The sequence below is a fragment of the Paenibacillus sp. HWE-109 genome (genome assembly GCF_022163125.1).
In the GTDB taxonomy this organism is placed as follows: domain Bacteria; phylum Bacillota; class Bacilli; order Paenibacillales; family NBRC-103111; genus Paenibacillus_E.
This window is the reverse complement of sequence record NZ_CP091881.1, coordinates 2,374,320-2,392,153: the sequence shown is the minus strand read 5'-3', so window position 1 is coordinate 2,392,153 and position 17,834 is coordinate 2,374,320. Positions and strand designations below refer to the sequence as shown.

19 protein-coding genes are annotated in these 17,834 nt (G+C 43.6%); 6 read left to right on the top strand and 13 right to left on the bottom strand.

Annotated features, from left to right (window positions below):
* Window positions 1-91 precede the first annotated feature (91 nt).
* On the top strand, window positions 92-712 hold the full coding sequence (locus tag LOZ80_RS09705; protein ID WP_238171235.1) for a TerC family protein: 621 nt from the start codon (window positions 92-94) through the stop codon (window positions 710-712).
* A 9-nt stretch (window positions 713-721) separates the two neighbouring features.
* Here LOZ80_RS09705 and LOZ80_RS09700 read toward each other — a convergent pair whose 3' ends face one another.
* From LOZ80_RS09700 to LOZ80_RS09665, 8 genes are all read right to left on the bottom strand, one after another.
* Window positions 722-1,252, bottom strand: a complete 531-nt coding sequence (locus tag LOZ80_RS09700) for a metallophosphoesterase family protein (protein ID WP_238171234.1) — start codon at window positions 1,250-1,252, stop codon at window positions 722-724.
* Between the two features lie 62 nt (window positions 1,253-1,314).
* On the bottom strand, window positions 1,315-3,189 hold the full coding sequence (locus LOZ80_RS09695) for a methyl-accepting chemotaxis protein (protein ID WP_238171233.1): 1,875 nt from the start codon (window positions 3,187-3,189) through the stop codon (window positions 1,315-1,317).
* A gap of 191 nt (window positions 3,190-3,380) precedes the next feature.
* A complete protein-coding gene (locus tag LOZ80_RS09690) occupies window positions 3,381-4,919 on the bottom strand; it encodes an SAM-dependent methyltransferase (protein WP_238171232.1) in 1,539 nt (512 codons plus the stop codon).
* A gap of 110 nt (window positions 4,920-5,029) precedes the next feature.
* Window positions 5,030-5,713 (bottom strand): DUF2642 domain-containing protein, encoded by a 684-nt coding sequence (locus LOZ80_RS09685; protein ID WP_238171231.1) that lies wholly within the window; start codon window positions 5,711-5,713, stop codon window positions 5,030-5,032.
* 26 nt (window positions 5,714-5,739) lie between these two features.
* Complete coding sequence (locus LOZ80_RS09680; RefSeq protein WP_238171230.1) at window positions 5,740-7,077, bottom strand: arsenic transporter; 1,338 nt, start codon at window positions 7,075-7,077, stop codon at window positions 5,740-5,742.
* A 55-nt stretch (window positions 7,078-7,132) separates the two neighbouring features.
* On the bottom strand, window positions 7,133-7,288 hold the full coding sequence (locus LOZ80_RS09675) for a hypothetical protein (protein ID WP_238171229.1): 156 nt from the start codon (window positions 7,286-7,288) through the stop codon (window positions 7,133-7,135).
* Window positions 7,289-7,472: 184 nt separating this feature from the next.
* Window positions 7,473-8,525, bottom strand: coding sequence for a CotH kinase family protein (locus LOZ80_RS09670; RefSeq protein ID WP_238171228.1), 1,053 nt, complete (start codon window positions 8,523-8,525; stop codon window positions 7,473-7,475).
* Between the two features lie 67 nt (window positions 8,526-8,592).
* Complete coding sequence (locus LOZ80_RS09665) at window positions 8,593-8,874, bottom strand: hypothetical protein (RefSeq protein WP_238171227.1); 282 nt, start codon at window positions 8,872-8,874, stop codon at window positions 8,593-8,595.
* Window positions 8,875-9,230: 356 nt separating this feature from the next.
* Here LOZ80_RS09665 and LOZ80_RS09660 point away from each other — a divergent pair, with 356 nt between their 5' ends.
* The 3 genes from LOZ80_RS09660 to LOZ80_RS09650 all read left to right on the top strand — a co-directional run bounded on the left by LOZ80_RS09660 (window position 9,231) and on the right by LOZ80_RS09650 (window position 11,570).
* The gene (locus LOZ80_RS09660) at window positions 9,231-9,776 is read left to right on the top strand and encodes a DUF6897 domain-containing protein (protein ID WP_238171226.1); all 546 of its coding nucleotides are present in this window, start codon (window positions 9,231-9,233) and stop codon (window positions 9,774-9,776) included.
* Between the two features lie 109 nt (window positions 9,777-9,885).
* Window positions 9,886-10,590, top strand: a complete 705-nt coding sequence (locus LOZ80_RS09655) for a DUF2642 domain-containing protein (RefSeq protein ID WP_238171225.1) — start codon at window positions 9,886-9,888, stop codon at window positions 10,588-10,590.
* Window positions 10,591-10,685: 95 nt separating this feature from the next.
* Window positions 10,686-11,570 (top strand): alpha/beta fold hydrolase, encoded by an 885-nt coding sequence (locus LOZ80_RS09650; protein ID WP_238171224.1) that lies wholly within the window; start codon window positions 10,686-10,688, stop codon window positions 11,568-11,570.
* On the opposite strand, the gene LOZ80_RS09645 is transcribed toward LOZ80_RS09650, so the two are convergent.
* From LOZ80_RS09645 to LOZ80_RS09630, 4 genes are all read right to left on the bottom strand, one after another.
* Window positions 11,567-12,937 carry a PDZ domain-containing protein gene (locus LOZ80_RS09645; protein ID WP_238171223.1) on the bottom strand — a complete coding sequence of 457 codons (1,371 nt, stop codon included), beginning with the start codon at window positions 12,935-12,937 and terminating at the stop codon, window positions 11,567-11,569. The genes LOZ80_RS09650 and LOZ80_RS09645 overlap by 4 nt on opposite strands.
* A 74-nt stretch (window positions 12,938-13,011) precedes the next feature.
* A complete protein-coding gene (gene hisA, locus LOZ80_RS09640; protein ID WP_238171222.1) occupies window positions 13,012-13,785 on the bottom strand; it encodes a phosphoribosylformimino-5-aminoimidazole carboxamide ribotide isomerase in 774 nt (257 codons plus the stop codon).
* Between the two features lie 184 nt (window positions 13,786-13,969).
* The gene (locus tag LOZ80_RS09635) at window positions 13,970-14,449 is read right to left on the bottom strand and encodes a hypothetical protein (protein WP_238171221.1); all 480 of its coding nucleotides are present in this window, start codon (window positions 14,447-14,449) and stop codon (window positions 13,970-13,972) included.
* A 15-nt stretch (window positions 14,450-14,464) separates the two neighbouring features.
* Window positions 14,465-14,773, bottom strand: a complete 309-nt coding sequence (locus tag LOZ80_RS09630) for a hypothetical protein (RefSeq protein WP_079412910.1) — start codon at window positions 14,771-14,773, stop codon at window positions 14,465-14,467.
* A 307-nt stretch (window positions 14,774-15,080) separates the two neighbouring features.
* Here LOZ80_RS09630 and LOZ80_RS09625 point away from each other — a divergent pair, with 307 nt between their 5' ends.
* Entirely contained in the window at window positions 15,081-15,380 is a 300-nt protein-coding gene (locus tag LOZ80_RS09625) for a hypothetical protein (protein ID WP_238171220.1), read from the top strand.
* A 105-nt stretch (window positions 15,381-15,485) separates the two neighbouring features.
* Window positions 15,486-16,139, top strand: a complete 654-nt coding sequence (locus LOZ80_RS09620) for a phosphatase PAP2 family protein (RefSeq protein ID WP_238171219.1) — start codon at window positions 15,486-15,488, stop codon at window positions 16,137-16,139.
* 243 nt (window positions 16,140-16,382) lie between these two features.
* On the opposite strand, the gene tnpC is transcribed toward LOZ80_RS09620, so the two are convergent.
* Window positions 16,383-17,828, bottom strand: coding sequence for an IS66 family transposase (gene tnpC / locus LOZ80_RS09615; RefSeq protein WP_238166678.1), 1,446 nt, complete (start codon window positions 17,826-17,828; stop codon window positions 16,383-16,385).
* Window positions 17,829-17,834: the final 6 nt, after the last annotated feature.

Sequence of the window (17,834 nt, the reverse complement as noted above, 5' to 3'; positions counted from 1 at the left end):
ATATAAATAGTTAGATAATATTGGAATTTACTTCATATACTGATGTTAACTCCTTGGACATGCATGAATAGCGATGAAAGGATCACTTTCGATGCAAGATTGGATCATTATATTCCTCTATAATATATTTACCAATATCGACAATGCGATCATGGTTCAAGGATCTTTAATGAAATACAGTGTGCGAAGTAATTACAAACTTTATCTCATTGGGCTTCTCTGCCTACTCCGTGTTCTCTATATCATCTCGATCCAGTCTTTCTCCAGACTACCTTACATCAATATGATGACTGGGCTCATCATGTTGATCTTTTCCATCCAAATGGTCTTGCCTAAGAAATCAATGCGCAGGCATTTTTCCTTACTGTGGATCTTCAGTAGTGTCGCTTTTCTGGATTTAATTATGAGTGTGGACAGTATACTCCTGACCGCCAAACTGTCTGATAACGTCGGCTTTGTTGCGATAGCTGTCGTTCCCGCACTCTGTTTACTGTTCTTTTTCTTTTCCAAGATGGAGCTATTACTTATTAAAATGCCGTGGATCGAGGCTGTTGTCGCTGGTTTGCTTGCCCAATTAGCTGTTCTCCAAATTAAAAAAGAACCTGGCATCCTGCAGTGGCTCCAAGATGACGGGTTCGACTTAATGAGCATTATTGCCTTGTGCATCATATGTTCTGTGGGTTGGTACAATCAGTTTAAAAAGAATTTTTAAACCGATCCCCTAAAATCGCAGCAGCATAATCTCATCGATCGATTTTTGAGCGCGGAGGTTTAACGACTTCTTATCTTTCAAATGATAGTGATGTAAGTCATGCCCAGGGTCGATGACGAGCGGTTTGGCAAGGATATCTTCCAGGATTCTTAAAGCTTGCTGATAAGCTGAATACCGATTCTCTTGGGTGATGACAGGCCTCAGCGAGACAATCAACGAGATTAGCCGCTCTGCATACATAAGCTTCACAATGCTGTCAGCCCCCATAATTTGGCGAGTTATGAAGTTCATCACACTTTCCAGCATGCGTTCATCTTGATAATATTTGGCAAGTGCTTCCAAACTACTAACAGCATCCCAATCACGAATGGATAAATCAAGCGATAACTTCGCAATCAGCTCTTGATACCACTCGATCTCTGTTTGGCGCTCTATTCCGCAATCTCTATAGTCCTCGAGGACACCATCCCGATGCATCTGAATGAAGTGCCCTCTATATAATGTAAACAACCCTTTAGCGACAACGATCCGCTCTTCCATACAATCACCACTCTTTGCATACTCATCTAGCTATCTTATCATATGCCTTCCTAAGAGAAAACTCATTTAATTTTGAAAACGGCAGCTGCATCATGCAAGTTCTCAGCAAGCTTGGCTAATTCCTGAGAGGTTGCTGCTGTTTCTTGTGCACCTGCTGCGCACTCTTCACTTGTTGCTGCGACTGACTCGATAGCTGTCATAACTTCCGACGCCTGCGCAGCTTGTTCTTCGCTGGCAGCTGCAATCTCAGTCACTTTGCTCGACGTTTCATTGACCTTATTGACAATGCTTTCGAAAGCATCATACGTTAGTTTCGATTGGGCTACGCCATCAGCGACAACACGCACGCTCTTATTCGTATTAACCTGCATATCACGGATGATCTGGGCGATTTGTTTGGTTGCAAGACTGCTGCGCTCAGCTAATTTGCGCACTTCTTCGGCCACGACAGCGAAGCCTCGGCCTTGTTCGCCTGCTCTCGCAGCTTCAATCGCAGCATTCAGCGCGAGCAGATTCGTTTGCTCCGAAATATCATCAATGACCTCGATAATCTCGCCAATTCGCTGAGAATCTGTTTCCAACAGCTTCATTTGCTGGTTGACTTGATCCATCCCGTTAATCGAGTTGTGAATCGTACTGCTGCCTTTTTTGGCAATGTGCACCGTTTGTGCAGCCAGTTCCGCCGCATCTTCTGCACTGATCGCCACGGTGTTAATCGCAGCTGACAACTCTTTGAACAACTCAGCCATCGTTTGCGAGGCTGTAGCTTGATGCGTGCTGCCTTGCGCGATCTCTTCCGTGCTCGCCGAAATCTGATCGGCAGCCACTGCAACGCTGCCCGAAGTTTGAATAACTCCGCCAATCAGCGTGCGTAGATTGGCAATCATCTCATTGACCGCTGTAGATAATTGGCTAATCTCATCTTTATTTGTGACCACGAGCGGTTTCACAGTGAAATCGCCTTTTGCTGCCAAGAGCATCAAGTTCGAGATGGCAAGTATCGGTCTTACGGCTACGGAACCAATGAGATATGCAAGAACACTGACAATCAAACAACAGATTACAACGATAATGATCGAATTTCGCATAGCGATGCTTCTGTCTTTGAACACTTCCGTCTCTGGTGCTGTTACGATAAGTCTCCAGCCTAGAGTGCCTATTTTCTCATAGGTGGCTTGCATTTTTTCTCCTGATTTCAACGTATACGCTGTTTTCCCCTCAACTTGACTCACCATACTTTCTTTGATTTCTTTACTAGAAACTAATAAGTCATCGAGCTTTTTGCCAATAAGCTCTTTCATTGGGTGAACGAGAACGGTTCCATCTTGACCGACCAAATAACCATATCCACTTGCCCCAAAGTGCACATTGGATATAATGTCCACGACTCTTGAAGGGTCAAGAATCGTTTGAATCGCCCCATCGTAATCGCCTTTCGCATTCAGAATCGGAATATCAATAATAATGATCATTTTATTGGTTCTGGCATCCATAATAATATCCGAAACCGCCATGTTCTTCGTTGTTTTCAGTTGGATAATATTCGCGAAACTCGCACCATCAAAAGAGGAGCCATCCGTTTGGGTAATAAATCCTTTGGAATCGGCATAGGCAAAAAAAGCGACATCCTCGTTGCTCTCTTTGAGCTGCATCAAGATAGGCATAACTTTGCTAGTTTCATTATTTTGAAATTCAGGATGTGCTTTAATTGTGTTCTCGACAAGTCGTATCTTCTGATTAACAAAGGCTTGAATGGCATCACCATGCGCTCTAGCCAATTGCAGCTGTCCATCATCTGTTATGGTTTGTACGGATTTGGTTGATTGTGTGGTCAGAATGAACATGGAAATTATTAAAGGGATTAAAGAAACGGCTAGCAATAAAGAAGTTAGCTTGAATTTCAAAGATTTACTTGTATGTACCACTCGTTCGAACATTGGATGTCCCCCATCTTTCTCATTGGATGTTATTGGCTATGTATACTCCAAGTATCGCACAACAAAATTTGCTAAGTTTGTGAAAAGTATGAGCAGACTATGCATTTTCTTAACAAACTTAATCTCCTTGTCTCTTTCCTGAAGCGCAAAAAAGAGCCTCGCGGAAGTCCGCAAAGCTCTGTCTATTACTCCTATTCCAGCAATCCTAGAAGCGATAATGCTTCCTCATGATGAGGACTTAATATCAAGGTTTGTTCTATATACGCCTTGGTCCCTGCCATATCTCCGATCTCATAGCAGCAAATCGCCATCTCATATACAATACTTGCATCTTGCATGTCTTCCGCCGCTAGATAGAAAGGCAAAGCCTCGCTAAACATTTCCATCCGGTAGTAAAGTGACGCACACGCAAGAGCAACTTTGTTAGAAATCTCCATGGCGTAATACCCGCTCCACATCTCAGCAATCCCTTGTGAGATTCCTGCGCAATCTGCCTCCTCCGAGGTCACAATAAGGTCCATTAGACGACTTGCATTTTGCAAGAAAAATTGTGAGTCAAAGCCGCTCAAGCGCCAGTAAGCTAACATTTGTGGAATGTCCAAGTGTGCAAGATGATCATCCAGCCATTCCTTGATCGTAATAAAATCGTCCGGTCCAAAACGCTCAATGTATCTACGATACGCCAAACGCGTAAGACCGTATGACGGCAGATCAGCAAGATGGAGCACGCAGCCAACATTCAAATGATGATGCGGATGAGCTGTGAATAAGCTCTCAGCTCCCTTTTCCTCATAGTAGGCAGTAATAGCATGATAATTCGCCGTCAATGAAAAACTGCCGTGATGAATCAGTTCTGGAGGCTCATTATACGCCCAACTTGCAAGCTGATGTTCCCCCTTGTCTGCAGTCAGCAAGAGAAATCCTTCGGTCGAGAGCTGACTCAACCGATCCAGACAATCTAACCCAACAATCGGAAATAGCACATGGGAATCATCTAACTCTCGCGCATAAAGCTCAATTAATGACTGATACGCATAAGACCCCGCCTCGAACTCGGCTGACTTCCGATACTCATATTCAGCTACCAAATTCTTCAGCTGCTCCGAAGCAGTCCAATCCTTATCTAGCTTTGGAATATAACAGTTAATCCAGCACTCGTAGACCTGATTATTTTCAATATAAATTAATTCCTGCGGAATACTATCAAAAAAGTAGTTTGCAATAATCAGCAGAGGCTGCCGCAAGCTTCCCCGAGCCAAACATTCTCCTGATACTACCAGATGAAGTTCAGTATCCACAGCCGCATCAAACTTAGCAAAGTCGAGATTGCCTTGCTCCACATAAGACATCAAACTAGGATGCTGCTGCCAGTATGCAATATTGCCCTCCGCCAAATCACTCATCACATATCGGTATGGAGGAAGCGGAAAGCCTGCAAGCGCTGATAATTGGCGCAGCTCCTTCAGGACATGAAAGGCAAGTCGCCCCGAACCTGCACCAAGTTCTACGATCGTCACGGGTTCCGATGTCTCATCCAGGCGCGCGCGATCTTGCAGGAATCCAAAAATAACCTCGGCATAAGAACCAGCCAGCATTGGATTGCTTGTAATATAAGACGGCACCTCATCACGCTGCCAAGCTGTTATACCTTGCTCTTCATAATAGGCACGCTGCAGATCCCATATGGGGGCCTCACTGAATCGATAGCTTTGGGGTTCACTTAATGACATCCTATAATCCTACTTTTCTTTTATTTGCCCAACTTTTACATCTTAACATAAAGCCGTTTAGATATAAAAAAGACAGCTACCCTGTCAGGTAATAACTGTCTCATCAACATCTATTCACTTTCCTTCTTCAAGGGAATGCAGTTTTTGATATGCTGTAAATTATAATGAAACTTAAGTTCTTCCGCCGTAATCAATTCGACAAAAGAATTATTGATTGTCTGAAGCAAACCAATTTTATTAGCCTTTAGACCGGAATCAATACCAACCATTTCTCCTTCTAATCCTTTCATTAATTGTTCAAATGTGGGCGGCAAAGCATTAACAGAACCCTCAATGACCTCTTTTGAAAGGTGTTTTTGATCTAACGAATACGGAGTCTGATCTGATTCAAAGGGAGTAATCCATTTTAAATGATCCAAAGGAATATACATGGTTTTATAAAATTGCGAATAAAAGACTAAATAATCTTGCGCGATTGCTTTTACGTAGCCATGAATGGATTGATGATCAGAGATATAAATCTCTACGAATTTATCTATTGCGTTATGCAAGACTAGAATAAAGGTGATAGCCCCCGTTTGATTAATTGGATCCGGGGCCGTATCTGTGTTCGTCTTGTCTTCCGTATTTAATTTGATCGTTTTGACATGAGCACTTGGCACATAGACATATTTTTTGTCCATATAAATGACGAATACATCGGGGCCTGCATCAACTAGATAGCCCATCTTGTCCCTATCTCCCAGCAATTCAATGTGTACCAGTTTACCCAAATATGAATGTGCAAATAACATGGTTGAACCTCCTATTCAACAAAATATTAAAAAATCCAGCTGACCCAAAGCGCTAGACAGACAAGCGTGAAAATCAAGGCAGGTGGAATCGTTAAAAAAGTGACTTTGCAATACTCCCTCCAGCTCACTTTCACTTTGTTTTGTTTGAGAATATGCAGCCAAATGAGCGAAGCAAGCGTTCCAATTGGCAATAATAAAGACCCGAGGTCGCTCCCTACGACACTAGCTAAATAAGTAACTTTTAAGGTGATTGGATCTAACTCCATACCTGTTAATGTAATCGTTCCGATCATTAAAGCCGGATGATTATTGACCAAGGTCGACATCAGAGTGACCAGTCCGCCCATTATCAAGCTACCATTCATTAAATCACCCGAAACTAGTGGTTTCAAATAACTAACCAGAAGCTGTGTAAGGCCGATGTTGTTTAAACCGAATATAATTACGTACATGCCGAATGCAAAGATGAGAATATGCCATGGCGTCTTTTTGACCATATCAAGCGGCGAAATTTTAAGATAAATCCAGCGCCAGAGCAACAAAATCAATGATCCGGTTACAGCAACGATACTTACGGGTATGCCCATATACGATGCGATGAAAAGACTAACTCGGACCATGAAAACAAACAGCAAGATGTTGAGCATAAATCGCGTTCTATTTTTACTTATAGGCAGCACTTCTGGTGATTGAGCTTGCAGCGGATGTTGACCTTTACCATTTCTCGGCAGTTTCTTGGGCAGAACTCGGTAAAAACATAGAAATAATAACAATAAGAAAAACAATAATCCTAATGTTGATGGTATAAACATCATTAACGTATGCATGTACAAATCCATACCAACGATCTTGAGCGCAATGAGATTAACGATGTTGCTAACACCAATAGGTGCACTTGATGCGGTAGCAATCAAAGCACCAGAAAGTAAATACGGTATTTTCTGATGATTTTTCAACCCTAAATTTTGGAGAACGATGATTAAAATCGGTGTTGTGATCATGATACTTCCATCATTGTTGAAAAATAAAGTCATCAGAAAACAGAGCAAATTAACATACCAGAATAACCGTATACCAGAGCCTTTCGCTCGGGCCATTAGTCCTTCAGCTGCCCATCCAAAGAATCCGAAGCTTTCTAACACGATAGCCATCACGATCGTCGCCATTATGGTGATAGCTGCATCACTGATCGTATTCGTAATTTTGATGATATCGTTCACTGATACACTTCCGCTTAGAAAAACAAGTATAGCGCCTCCTATAGCTGGAATAGCTTCATTAATCTCCTTAGGACGCCAAAGAATGAGAATAACAGTCATTACAAATGCTGCAATCGTAAGGGATATTGTAGCGGAACCAAACATGCATTTTCACCCCAATTCTAGCGAAATATAGATCTGAAACCTATCGTTTGACGAATCAAGCATCCAACCTATTCACATAAGCCATATCAGAAACTTTTAAATCAGTTGCCGCTTCCTGTTCTACGAGTTCGGATTCCACTGCTGTATAGGGTGGTTTAATCACAAAAAATAGAAAAATACCCGCTAAGATGATGATGAGAAGCACGATCATTGTCACTCACTCCTTCCTAATGGCTGCTACCAAATATCATTAGTAGATATTGATACAGTATATATACGAGACCCCCATAATGTTTGCTATAAACAAATACCCTCCTCGCAAGAAGATTCCACGACTACCTAATCGTAGTAAGAAAACACAAAAATAAAGCCAAATGCTTTGGACATTTGGCTGGTTATAGCTTTTTGAGTTCCTGTTTAATGATCAATCTGCGTTCCTGCACATAGTTTCGAATTAACTCGGGTTCCCCTTTAAATTCGGAATAGGGCCATTTACGATAGGAATCTTCCTTCATATAGGGAGCTATATTCCCATGTAAATGTTCGACAATCGGTCCTATCTGTTTCCAAGTGAAGGATGATCGCAGTATCGAAGATAGAATTTGTTTATAACGCAGTCTAGCGCTCTGAATACCCAGCAACTTCTCGGTAAGACCGTTGTACCCTTTCACTCTTACCAAGTCACTCCCGCACACTTTTCCGTAACAATTTCGTCCCCAGGTTCCTTCATAGTCCCAAGGAATAATTCGATATAATTTCGTAGGTTTATGCCGGTAAATCGCATAGTTTTGGTCAAATCCATCAAAATTTCCTGTAAAAACAGCACCTGCCAGCCACCGCAAATAATTATCTACGTCTAATTGAGAGTTTATATAATAGGCCAGAGGCTTTCTCGATAATTGGTTGATTTGTGCGATGAATCTCCTCAACTCTTTTTTCTCACTACTGAGTCCCATAATTTGTTCATAGCCTTCAAACATCGTTTTTTTGGCTTTCTTCGTTTCGGGATGGAATGTTTCGAAGTTGGCATCATCATCCACGGCATAGAAAAGCGATTGCACACCTATTTTTCTGAATTGAAAAAAGTTCTTATCGACCGCTTCAATTTCCAAATAAACCCCTTGGCTCACCCCATTTAATTTCAAATGGATATGCTTGGTTTGCGGGCTCGGCACGCCGATTTTTTGAAAAAAACGAAAGGATAACGCATTTCGAATCATTGATGGATCGTCATATTCCGCATTGAGATGGTAGGTTCTGCCTCCGCTGACAATTTCGAATGACTTCTTGGCATACTCTCGCGTATGCCCGCCTCGATACCGGACTTTGATGGCTCCGCGTTGTCCTTTTGAGATAAGAACTCCGTTCACATATTGCTTGCTCCAAACATCTTCATTCAATTTTCTGAGCTGTTGCTCTTGGATAACGATATGTCGAGTCGGTATCATCGCGCACCACCTTTTCTTCATAACAAAAAGCCTATCTACAAGAGATAGACTTTCATCATAGAATAATTTATTCCAGGTTATTAACGGTTGCCACGGCTTTTGTTCCCTCTTGTTTTGTTTCCGCGAGATTTGCCGCCTTGTGATTTTCCACCGGATTTGCCACCATGTGATCTACCACCTGATTTGCCGCCTTGCGATCTTCCACCTGATTTGCCGCCTTGCGATTTTCCACCTGATTTGCCGCCTTGTGTTTTGTGATTGCAGGATTTGTCACCCCGTGTTTTGTCGTTGCCGGATTTGTTTCCTCTTGTTTTGTTCCCTCTTGATTTGTTGCCTTGTGTTTTGTCACCTTTAGTTTTGTCGCAATTGCATTTGTTAGAAATGCTAGCCATCATATTTAAAACCTCCTCATAGTTTAATAGTGCAGTATATGATAGGAGATTTTAAACGGATAGAGATATTGGTTGATATGGACAAAATATTTTACCAATAGTTCCAGTACCACTAGCTGGTCCAATGCGGAATTAGCAATAAATGAGCGCAAAAATAGATTTGAATCTAGTACCATTTTTCCAGGGATTCATATACTTATATTACAAATGAGCAGCAATGACAAACATATAGGAGGTGAACATACCAATCAAATTAGCATCTGCTGCTTATTAGATCGTACAAAATAAAAGTTCTGAGAGGGGAAATGACAAAATGGGTTTAAACTATTTGGGTTCATTAGTCGGCACTGAGGTTAAAGTCAATCGCGGAGGTCCTGATTCAATTATTGGTAGATTGGTAGCCGTTCAACATGATTACTTAACACTTCAATTAAAAGATGGCACACTTGTTTATATTCAATTGCAACACGTCAAAAGTATCAGCGCAACGAACGGCAACGCCAGCAGATCTTACAAGACTACTCACCGCGCTGAGCAAGCTCACAACTTCGAAGGTGTTCTAGCACAATTAAAGTATACGTTTGTACAAATTAATCGCGGTGGCCCTGAGAAAATTGAAGGTGTCGTCGTAGAAACTTGGGATCATTACTTGCTGATCGTAGTGAACAATGAAATAGTTCGTATTCCAGTCTTCCATATTAAAAGTATTAATGCCATTAACAAAAACAATAGCAACGGCAACAAATCCAATAAATCCAATAGCTCCAATAAATCCAACAAAAGCAACAAAAGCAACAAAGCAACTGCTGCACAAATCGTTGCAATCAAACTTATGTTAAAAAAATATCGCTCTCGATAAGCCTTTCTCCTATCGATTAACCCCAAACTCGTCGCAGGCGCGTTGATTGCTACGGCACTCAGCGCGCCTTTTAGGGTTATTTCTACTATAGGGAGAGGAGGAATTTATCATGGATGCTATGAATTCGATGCTAGATAAGCAAGTGGAGATCACATTTTCGGGGATTCAACAACCATTAAAGGGAGTATTACTAGAAGTAAGCAGTGATCTGATCGTAATCTACAATGAACTAAACTTTTACTATATTCCCACGATTCATTTACAATACATGACACTGAATCAGCATCCGACCACATTCCTGGATCCTCCTACTGAGTATCCCTTTGAACTTGAATCCTCATCCATCTCCTATCGCAAAATGCTAATGAGCGCCAAAGGGATGTTTGTTGAGATCTACATTACCGGCAATCAAAGTGTGCATGGATATTTGACCCATATTATGAATGATTATTTCGCTTTTCATTCACCGATCTTCCAAACCATCTTCATCTCTATGAAACATGTCAAGTATGTGGTTCCCTATCACCCCAACACAACACCTTATTCTATGAAGCTGGAAAATTTTCTTGTGCAGCCATCCCAAGTAACCTTCTCTCGCACCTTCGAGCAGCAATTAAAAAAACTGGAAACGATGTTTGTCGTTTTGGATCTTGGCGAAAACCCACACAAAATAGGCGTTCTTAATACTTGTAATCATCCTTTTCTAGAAGTACACACAGCCACAGGCAAATCTGTTATCCATAGCGATCATGTGAAAACCATTCACCTGCCTGCCTCGCGCAAAGGCGACAATTTCACAGGACGCATAGTCTAACCCTGACGTCCTATTGGGACGTCTTTCACATTTCCATTGGCAAATGCCTAATCTGGGCATATAGTGTTACATCTAAATCCGAAAGGGAGTTCCCCATGATTTACAATTATGATTATGTGCCCCAGCCTCCTCAGGCTTGGCCTTTTCCGCACCCGGTTCAGCCCAATTTCCCAACAGCTGGTTGGCCCTTTGCAGCCGCTCCTTGGGCGTCTGAGCAAGAATATGACATGCGTGAACGCGAGCAGACTTTGACCTTTGTACTCATCCATGGCGCCTGGGCGGATGCCAGCTTCTGGGCAGGTACCGCGGCGGAGCTGCGCAAGAAGGGTCATACCGTCTATGTGCCCGAATATCCGGGACATGGGGCTGACCCTAATAAAAAAGTCACGCATGCGATGCTGTCCAAATCGATTGCGGATTACATCATCTCGCACAATTTGCACAACATCATTCTCGTTGGACATAGCTTCGGGGGATCCCTAGTTCAGAAAGTAGCGGAGCTCGTACCTGATCGTTTACGACGTCTCGTCTTCCTTAATGCCTTCGTTCTCAAAGATGGTGAAAGGGTAGCGGATGAGTTCCCGCCTACGGTGATCGCCGTGTTTGAACAGCTTCGTAAAAGCACGAAGGATGATACCATCATGCTGCCATTTCCTTTGTACCGGGAAACCTTTGCCAATCTTGGGAGCATGGAGCAAGTTCAAATGATGTACAAGAAAGTTTCACCGGAGCCCGCCGCGCCATCCTTTGAGAAGCTTGATCTGAAAAAGTTTTACAGTCTGACAATACCAAAAAGTTATCTTCACCTGACGGATGATACCGCACTGCCTTTGGGCAATCCGGATTATGGCTGGCATCCGCATATGTCGAGCCGTTTGGGCTTATTCCGGCTAATTCAGACGAGTGGCGATCATATGACGACAATCCAGTTTGAGCCAAAACGCATAGCCAGAAAACTCTACGAGGCTGCGAGGGATTAAGAACAAGCTGCACGGTTTGGTGGCACCGGATTATTTTTAAGCCAGTTCAACATATCATCGAGGGTTTTAACAGGCACGATACGTAAGCTCGGCGCTCCTTTTCTTGCCTCCTCCTCATTCGATGCCGGAACAAAGAAAACATCGGCATCCGTGCGGCTGATCGTATAGGCCTTCTGCTCCAATCCGCCAACTGCGCCTACAGAACCATCAGGTTCAATCGTTCCAGTACCCGCCACATGATGCCCGTACGTGACCCCGCAAGGGGTCAACTGATCGATGAGCGTCAAGGCCAGCATCGCGCCGTGGGACGGTCCCCCCTCATGCAATAAGTAATTGTGATAAGTCACAATTTCAGGGATGTCATACTGGATTTCATTCGCCACTTGAATCCCAAAAGCAGCGCGGCTTGGATCATCCGGATTAGCTCGAGTCTCAAGTGAAAGCTGCGTCGTTTGACCGTTGCGTAGAACTTGGACGGAGGCTTGGTCGCCAGGTTTGGTCTGTTTCATCACATCGGTCAATTCTGAGATCATCGCAACCGCATGGCCGTTTACTTGCACGATCACATCACCAAGCAGCAAAATACCAGTTACAGAGCTATCTTTCACAATCGCGGTAACACGTACACCGTGGGACGTAATACCTTGACCTTTCCCTACCTTCTCATAGGCAATGGCGCTTCCTGCTGCATTCGCATCAGCTTTCATCGTACGAACTTCTAAATTGTATTCGCCTAGCGACATACCCAGATCCTCAACCTCAAAGGAGTACTTAGGAAAAAGCTTCGCATACAGCCAATCGATGGGAAAAGCAGGCCGTTCGAATATCAGAACACCCGTGATATCCCCATGCGATTGCCCGCTCGCCGCTTGTGCGTAGCGATTCATATTCAATGTTAAACCTGGATAGGTGACCAAATATTTCGTCGGATAGAACAGCACGAAGAGTAGACATAGTGAAGCTCCGCCGACAAGTAAATTTCGAATCGGCAGCCTTCTACGCACACGCTCATTGCAGACGAGATCGACAAACACCAGCACCAAGGTTATGACGAAAATAGTTGCCGAGTATTCAATTTTCTTAGGAATCGTTATCAGGGTAACGACACTGACCAAGCTGGTTAAGCCAATAGCCAGACATCTGACCTGGCTCCATCTCCCTTCAACAGCTGTAAGATGAAGGAGCGCTCCGATCAGCCAAAGACAAGGAACCAACGCCAGCACATAAATCAAGGTATCGATGAGGTCAATCCAATAGAGGCCAATTCCAATCCGCAGCGGATCCGGCAGCCAGATGAGCTCACCTAGAATCGCTAACAGCAGGGTCAATACCATACCGCCGTAATAAAGTCTTTGCCAGAAGCGCATGTGGTCCTTACATCCCCTCGTGACGAAAAAGTAGCCGACACTCTTATCCTTCGAGTATCCGCTACTTTTCCGTGTTACTCTTGCGTGATTGACAAGTTTTCCATGTAGGCGACAACTTCTTGATAAGAAAGCTGTCCGCCAAAAATATCTAGGGCACTCCCTATTGTGATATCCAATTTGCCACCCGACAATTCTTGGAACAACGCAATATCTGCAAATGAGCGGGCTCCACCGGCATAGGTTGTCGGGATGTTAACCCACCCTGCCAACGATTGAACGAGACTTTGCTGAATACCGCTTTGTTTCCCTTCCACATCAACGGCATGGACAAGGAACTCATCGCAGAACTGCTCCAGATAGCGAATAGATTGCTCATTCACTTCAAAATCGCTTAGCTGCTTCCACTGATTAGTAGCTACAAACCATCTGCCCTCTTTCTCTTTGCAGCTTAGATCGATAACTAATTTATCTTTGCCAACTGCAGCCACAATCTTCTCAAGATGCTCAAGATTAAGCTGCCCGTCACGGAAAATATACGAAGTTACGATGACATGAGAAGCGCCGTAAGCTAGATACTCGCTAGCGTTCTCTGCATGAATGCCACCGCCGATTTGCAAACCTCCTGGATACGTTTGCAGCGCAGCTACAGCTTCTTCTTTATTGCCATCCCCTAACATGATGACATGTCCGCCAACTAAGTGATTGCTTTTAAACATGTCGGCATAATACGTGGAATCATAGGAAGAAACGAAATTTTCCACCACTTTTTTCTCTTCTGAACCTAATGTTTCACCAACGATTTGTTTGACTTTACCATTATGAAGATCAATACAAGGCCGAAATTTCATGAAAATCCTCCACTACCTGTGTTTATTCTTGACTCAATTTCCCAATAATTATAGCACAAACGCTGAATGGAACACTATGCTCACTGCAACTGCTGGTTAAACAGAAAATAAGGCCTGTCCCCGAGGCCAATTGACCTTGAGGCAAGCCCCTTACGAACCCTATTAATTAAAACAAGCACTTTACCTACAACTTTTTGGCGAAACCTTCTTCGTTCATGTACTCCTCAACCTCTTCATAGGTTTCAAATGCACAATCAAGATTCTCGCCTGCATAGATGTACCATAAATCTTCAACGAATGTGACCGTAAGTTGATGACCTTCTTCGTCCAACCACTGCTCTTCCACTTCTTCCGTGGAACGCGGTTCAGCCACTTTGGGGGATGCCTTCCCTGTTAAAGAAGCAATCGATTTCGCAATCACGGAGCGAAGCTCCTCTGCGCTGAAATCCCGGATATTCACGAGTCCCTTGTTGTCTGTCGCATATCCTTTGATAAACTCGGCATACACAAAACCGTTTCCATTCGGATGCAGATGATAAACAACATTCTTCTTATCGTATACACTATCTTCATAATGAAAATTAATCCGGCCCAATGAGACATCCTTGCGCTGCAGCTCGGGGAAGGATGCCACAATGGCTAACTTTTCTTCTAAACTAAGCATACAAGCCTCCGTAACTTACTCTACCACTTGAATTTTAAACACGTTCTCCAGTTTACCGTCTGTCCTTTTCTTCAAAGGCACTTTGATATCTCGGCCGAGTTCTTTGAAAAAAGTTTCAACATCACACTGCACATTGGATAGAACAACTTTAAATGAACCATCTTCCACAATGTTTTGATTAGCATCTACGGGAACCTTAATATCAACTGCATACTTTTTCGTTAATGTGTTGATATATCGGCTGAAAATTTCAATGAGCTCCTCGTTATTGAAATTTTCAATCACCAATTTACCTTTGTTCGTAAAATTTAAATGAACGTTCACCTTTAAATGCCCCTTTTCCATTAAACCGTTTATTTTCTTGTGGGTATTGAACTTGTTGCTTACAGGCTTCTTTTCGTTGAAAAGGATTCAATCCACTAGTCGGTTAAACATCGTACATAGAAATGCTTCACTTCTATTTTACTTGTTTTCATATGCATGAAGCAATACAAAAGCGAAATTCATTTTGAAAATAAAAAAAAGCAGTCATATCCTGCCTATTTCTGTAGCATATTGTATAATTATAACACACTTTTATTAATTCTAAGCTTTTTAGTGGGATAAAATTAAACATAGGATGGAATTACATATGGCCTTTGGCATTAAGCGTGAAGAACTTCAAGCCTGGAAAGCCGCAGTCAGCCGCGGCGAGATTTCTTTTTTGACACATTATTGGCAGGACGCACGTTTCGCAGGCATCCGAACTGTAACCAAAGTTGGCTGTGCGGATCTGCCTAAATTAACCAACTGGTGCCTATCGCAGGGTCTTAACCCGCAGTATATTCACCATAGCCCTTCTTACCCGCATTATGATTTATTCGGTCCTATCCAGAAGAGAATCCTGATATCCGAACAACAATGGGAGCAAATTGCAAGATTCAAGCTTTAGCACAACAGCACCTGACAATCCTCTCGTATAAAACTGGAAAGCTATGCTATACTAGTTAAATATATTTTTTTTGTAAAAGAATCCAAACACACAGGTGACCTAAGCGTGATTCCCAAATTAAAAGTTACATTCGTTTTGCTTATCAGCATTTTTGCATTTCTTGTTTTCATTTTGATTGCCTCCATGATTAAGGGGCAATGGATCGCGCAATTCGATCATACTTTGATCTCCTTCATTCAAGGGCTAGAATCACCCGGCCTTACGTCAATTATGAAAAGCTTCACTTTCATTGGTTCAACCCTGATGGTCATTATCATTGCTTTTGCCGCTATTCTTTTTCTGTATTTCGTTTTGCATCATCGCTTGGAGCTTATCTTTTTCCTCGTAGTTGTGATCGGTACAGCTATAGCCAATTCGATGCTTAAACATTATTTTGTTCGTCAGAGGCCGGATTTACACCGACTCATTGAAGTAACAGGCTACAGTTTTCCAAGCGGCCATTCGATGGCATCCTTTGCCCTATATGCCTCATTGGCTTTTCTGCTTTGGCGGCATATTTCTACCCGAGTAGGCAGAACAATAGTCATTATGTTATGTATCATCATGATTCTAAGTATAGGTATAAGCCGGATTTATCTGGGAGTTCATTATCCCAGTGATGTTGTAGGAGGCTACTTCGCTAGCGGCTTCTGTTTCGCATTAGCCGTCTGGCTGTTCCAGTGGTACAAAGAATATCGTGCATATAGTAAGCAAAAGTAACTAGTAGAGGCTGCATCAAGGTCACTTAGCCTTGATGCAACCTTGCCTAATGTGTAAATAAGAGTCTTTAGCAGCTCCTATTTGCACAAAAAGCGAGGGATCTGCCTAAATAGCGGTCCTTGGAGACTCTTATCTCTGGTGAAACAGGCAAATATTCCCCAAGATGAAGCAATAAGAGTCTCCAAAAGCTCTTATTGGCTGGGAATACAGCCATATCCAACCAATAGAAGTCCTTGGAGGTTACTACTTACCTTCTTCCAAACGCGGAAAACGAAACTCCCCACGAAAAGTAACAATAAGCGTCGAGAGTACAGGTAAATTTTGTTTACGAAGGGTTGAAATGAAGCCGCGCGCGCGGGCGAACTGATGAGCCCCGTCCCAGGTACGGAATAAGCCGGAGACTTTGGCTTTGACCTTGGCCATCCGCAAGTCTCGTTCGGCGACATTGTTGTCAAAAGGAACACGGACATCTTGAATAAACCGGAGAATCGGTTCCTTGTGACGACGGAAACGTTCACCCAGATTGGCCGATTTACTTTTGCTTTGCCTGCCTTGCGGTCCGGTTTTGGCTTTGGTACGCCCTTGATTCCATTCCAGCTCGCCCTGCTGCAGGATGTCATCGTACCAATTCTCTAGCCATTTAACCGTACTCGGAGCTAAGCAGCACAAGACTTTACGGGCGGCTAGCGTGAGACGCCAGGCTACTTGTAGCAAGCGTTTCATCTGCACGGCCCACTGGTGATGATCATAATCGGCGATTCCTTGGCATTCCCGCAGTAAGTGCGCATTGCATAAGGCATGCTGGAACGTGTATTTTTCTTTAAAATACGGCCCGTTGCAGTCATGCACTAGAATGCCCGAGTAAGCCGGCAGCAGACCGATGGCATCAAAAGCGAGGGTGCCCCGGTTTTCGTGAACCGCCTGGAACGTCCAGTCCACATTAGAGAGGGTGTGCAGCCATCGCTGTTTGCCATCGACGTGAATGCCGGTTTCATCAGCGTGCAAAACATCGGCATTCAGCAGGTTTTGGCGAATTTGTTCCTCATAGGGACCTAGCTGCTTGTGCGATTTCTTCAAATGGGCGATGACCGTAGCCTCGCTCAGCGAATGCCCGGTCAGGTCCGCAAACATCTCGCTCACCCTTTTCAGTGGAATCATATGGTACGCACTCACATACACGATCCAGCCCGTAACACCAGCTCCATATTGGACAGAGGCGCTGACATGCGACGGAAAAGCAGCCTGATGAACCCCGCTACACTGCGGGCAGCAGCTCGTATGAGCGCGAAACTCGGTTGTCTGGATGCGTGGTTCAGGCAGATCGATCTGCTGACGCCGGTCGTAGCCTATACAGTTCTCCTGGTCCATTGGAGCATGACACGCAGGGCAGGTAGTTAGGCAAAAGTCGAGGATGGCATCCGGATCATCCACCATACTAAGTGTGTGTCCTTCATGACCTAGGGGTGCTCCCTTTTTGCCACCAGCGATGCGGGAGTTTGCGGGCTTACGAAACCCGTCACTTGAAGGCGGCTTGCTACTATTCTTGCTGTTAAGCCCTAGCTGGCGCTCCAACTCGGCTACTCTGTTTTCCAGTTCAGTGATCCGTTCTAGCAGTTTCGTAATGACCTTCTCGATTTGATCTGGACTACTGTGGCTAATTTGTTTGATTTCTTCGAGGCTCATTTTCATCCTGAT

Excerpts from the sequence above, each read along its gene's own strand:
- LOZ80_RS09670 (WP_238171228.1), bottom strand. The coding sequence starts at position 8,525 with ATGATACCGACTCGACATATCGTTATCCAAGAGCAACAGCTCAGAAAA.
- LOZ80_RS09660 (WP_238171226.1), top strand. The coding sequence starts at position 9,231 with ATGGGTTTAAACTATTTGGGTTCATTAGTCGGCACTGAGGTTAAAGTC.
- LOZ80_RS09650 (WP_238171224.1), top strand. The coding sequence starts at position 10,686 with ATGATTTACAATTATGATTATGTGCCCCAGCCTCCTCAGGCTTGGCCT.
- LOZ80_RS09635 (WP_238171221.1), bottom strand. The coding sequence starts at position 14,449 with ATGCTTAGTTTAGAAGAAAAGTTAGCCATTGTGGCATCCTTCCCCGAG.
- LOZ80_RS09695 (WP_238171233.1), bottom strand. The coding sequence starts at position 3,189 with ATGTTCGAACGAGTGGTACATACAAGTAAATCTTTGAAATTCAAGCTA.
- LOZ80_RS09700 (WP_238171234.1), bottom strand. The coding sequence starts at position 1,252 with ATGGAAGAGCGGATCGTTGTCGCTAAAGGGTTGTTTACATTATATAGA.
- LOZ80_RS09655 (WP_238171225.1), top strand. The coding sequence starts at position 9,886 with ATGGATGCTATGAATTCGATGCTAGATAAGCAAGTGGAGATCACATTT.
- tnpC (WP_238166678.1), bottom strand. The coding sequence starts at position 17,828 with ATGAAAATGAGCCTCGAAGAAATCAAACAAATTAGCCACAGTAGTCCA.
- LOZ80_RS09625 (WP_238171220.1), top strand. The coding sequence starts at position 15,081 with ATGGCCTTTGGCATTAAGCGTGAAGAACTTCAAGCCTGGAAAGCCGCA.
- LOZ80_RS09690 (WP_238171232.1), bottom strand. The coding sequence starts at position 4,919 with ATGTCATTAAGTGAACCCCAAAGCTATCGATTCAGTGAGGCCCCCATA.
- LOZ80_RS09680 (WP_238171230.1), bottom strand. The coding sequence starts at position 7,077 with ATGTTTGGTTCCGCTACAATATCCCTTACGATTGCAGCATTTGTAATG.
- LOZ80_RS09645 (WP_238171223.1), bottom strand. The coding sequence starts at position 12,937 with ATGCGCTTCTGGCAAAGACTTTATTACGGCGGTATGGTATTGACCCTG.
- LOZ80_RS09675 (WP_238171229.1), bottom strand. The coding sequence starts at position 7,288 with ATGATCGTGCTTCTCATCATCATCTTAGCGGGTATTTTTCTATTTTTT.
- LOZ80_RS09685 (WP_238171231.1), bottom strand. The coding sequence starts at position 5,713 with ATGTTATTTGCACATTCATATTTGGGTAAACTGGTACACATTGAATTG.
- hisA (WP_238171222.1), bottom strand. The coding sequence starts at position 13,785 with ATGAAATTTCGGCCTTGTATTGATCTTCATAATGGTAAAGTCAAACAA.
- LOZ80_RS09705 (WP_238171235.1), top strand. The coding sequence starts at position 92 with ATGCAAGATTGGATCATTATATTCCTCTATAATATATTTACCAATATC.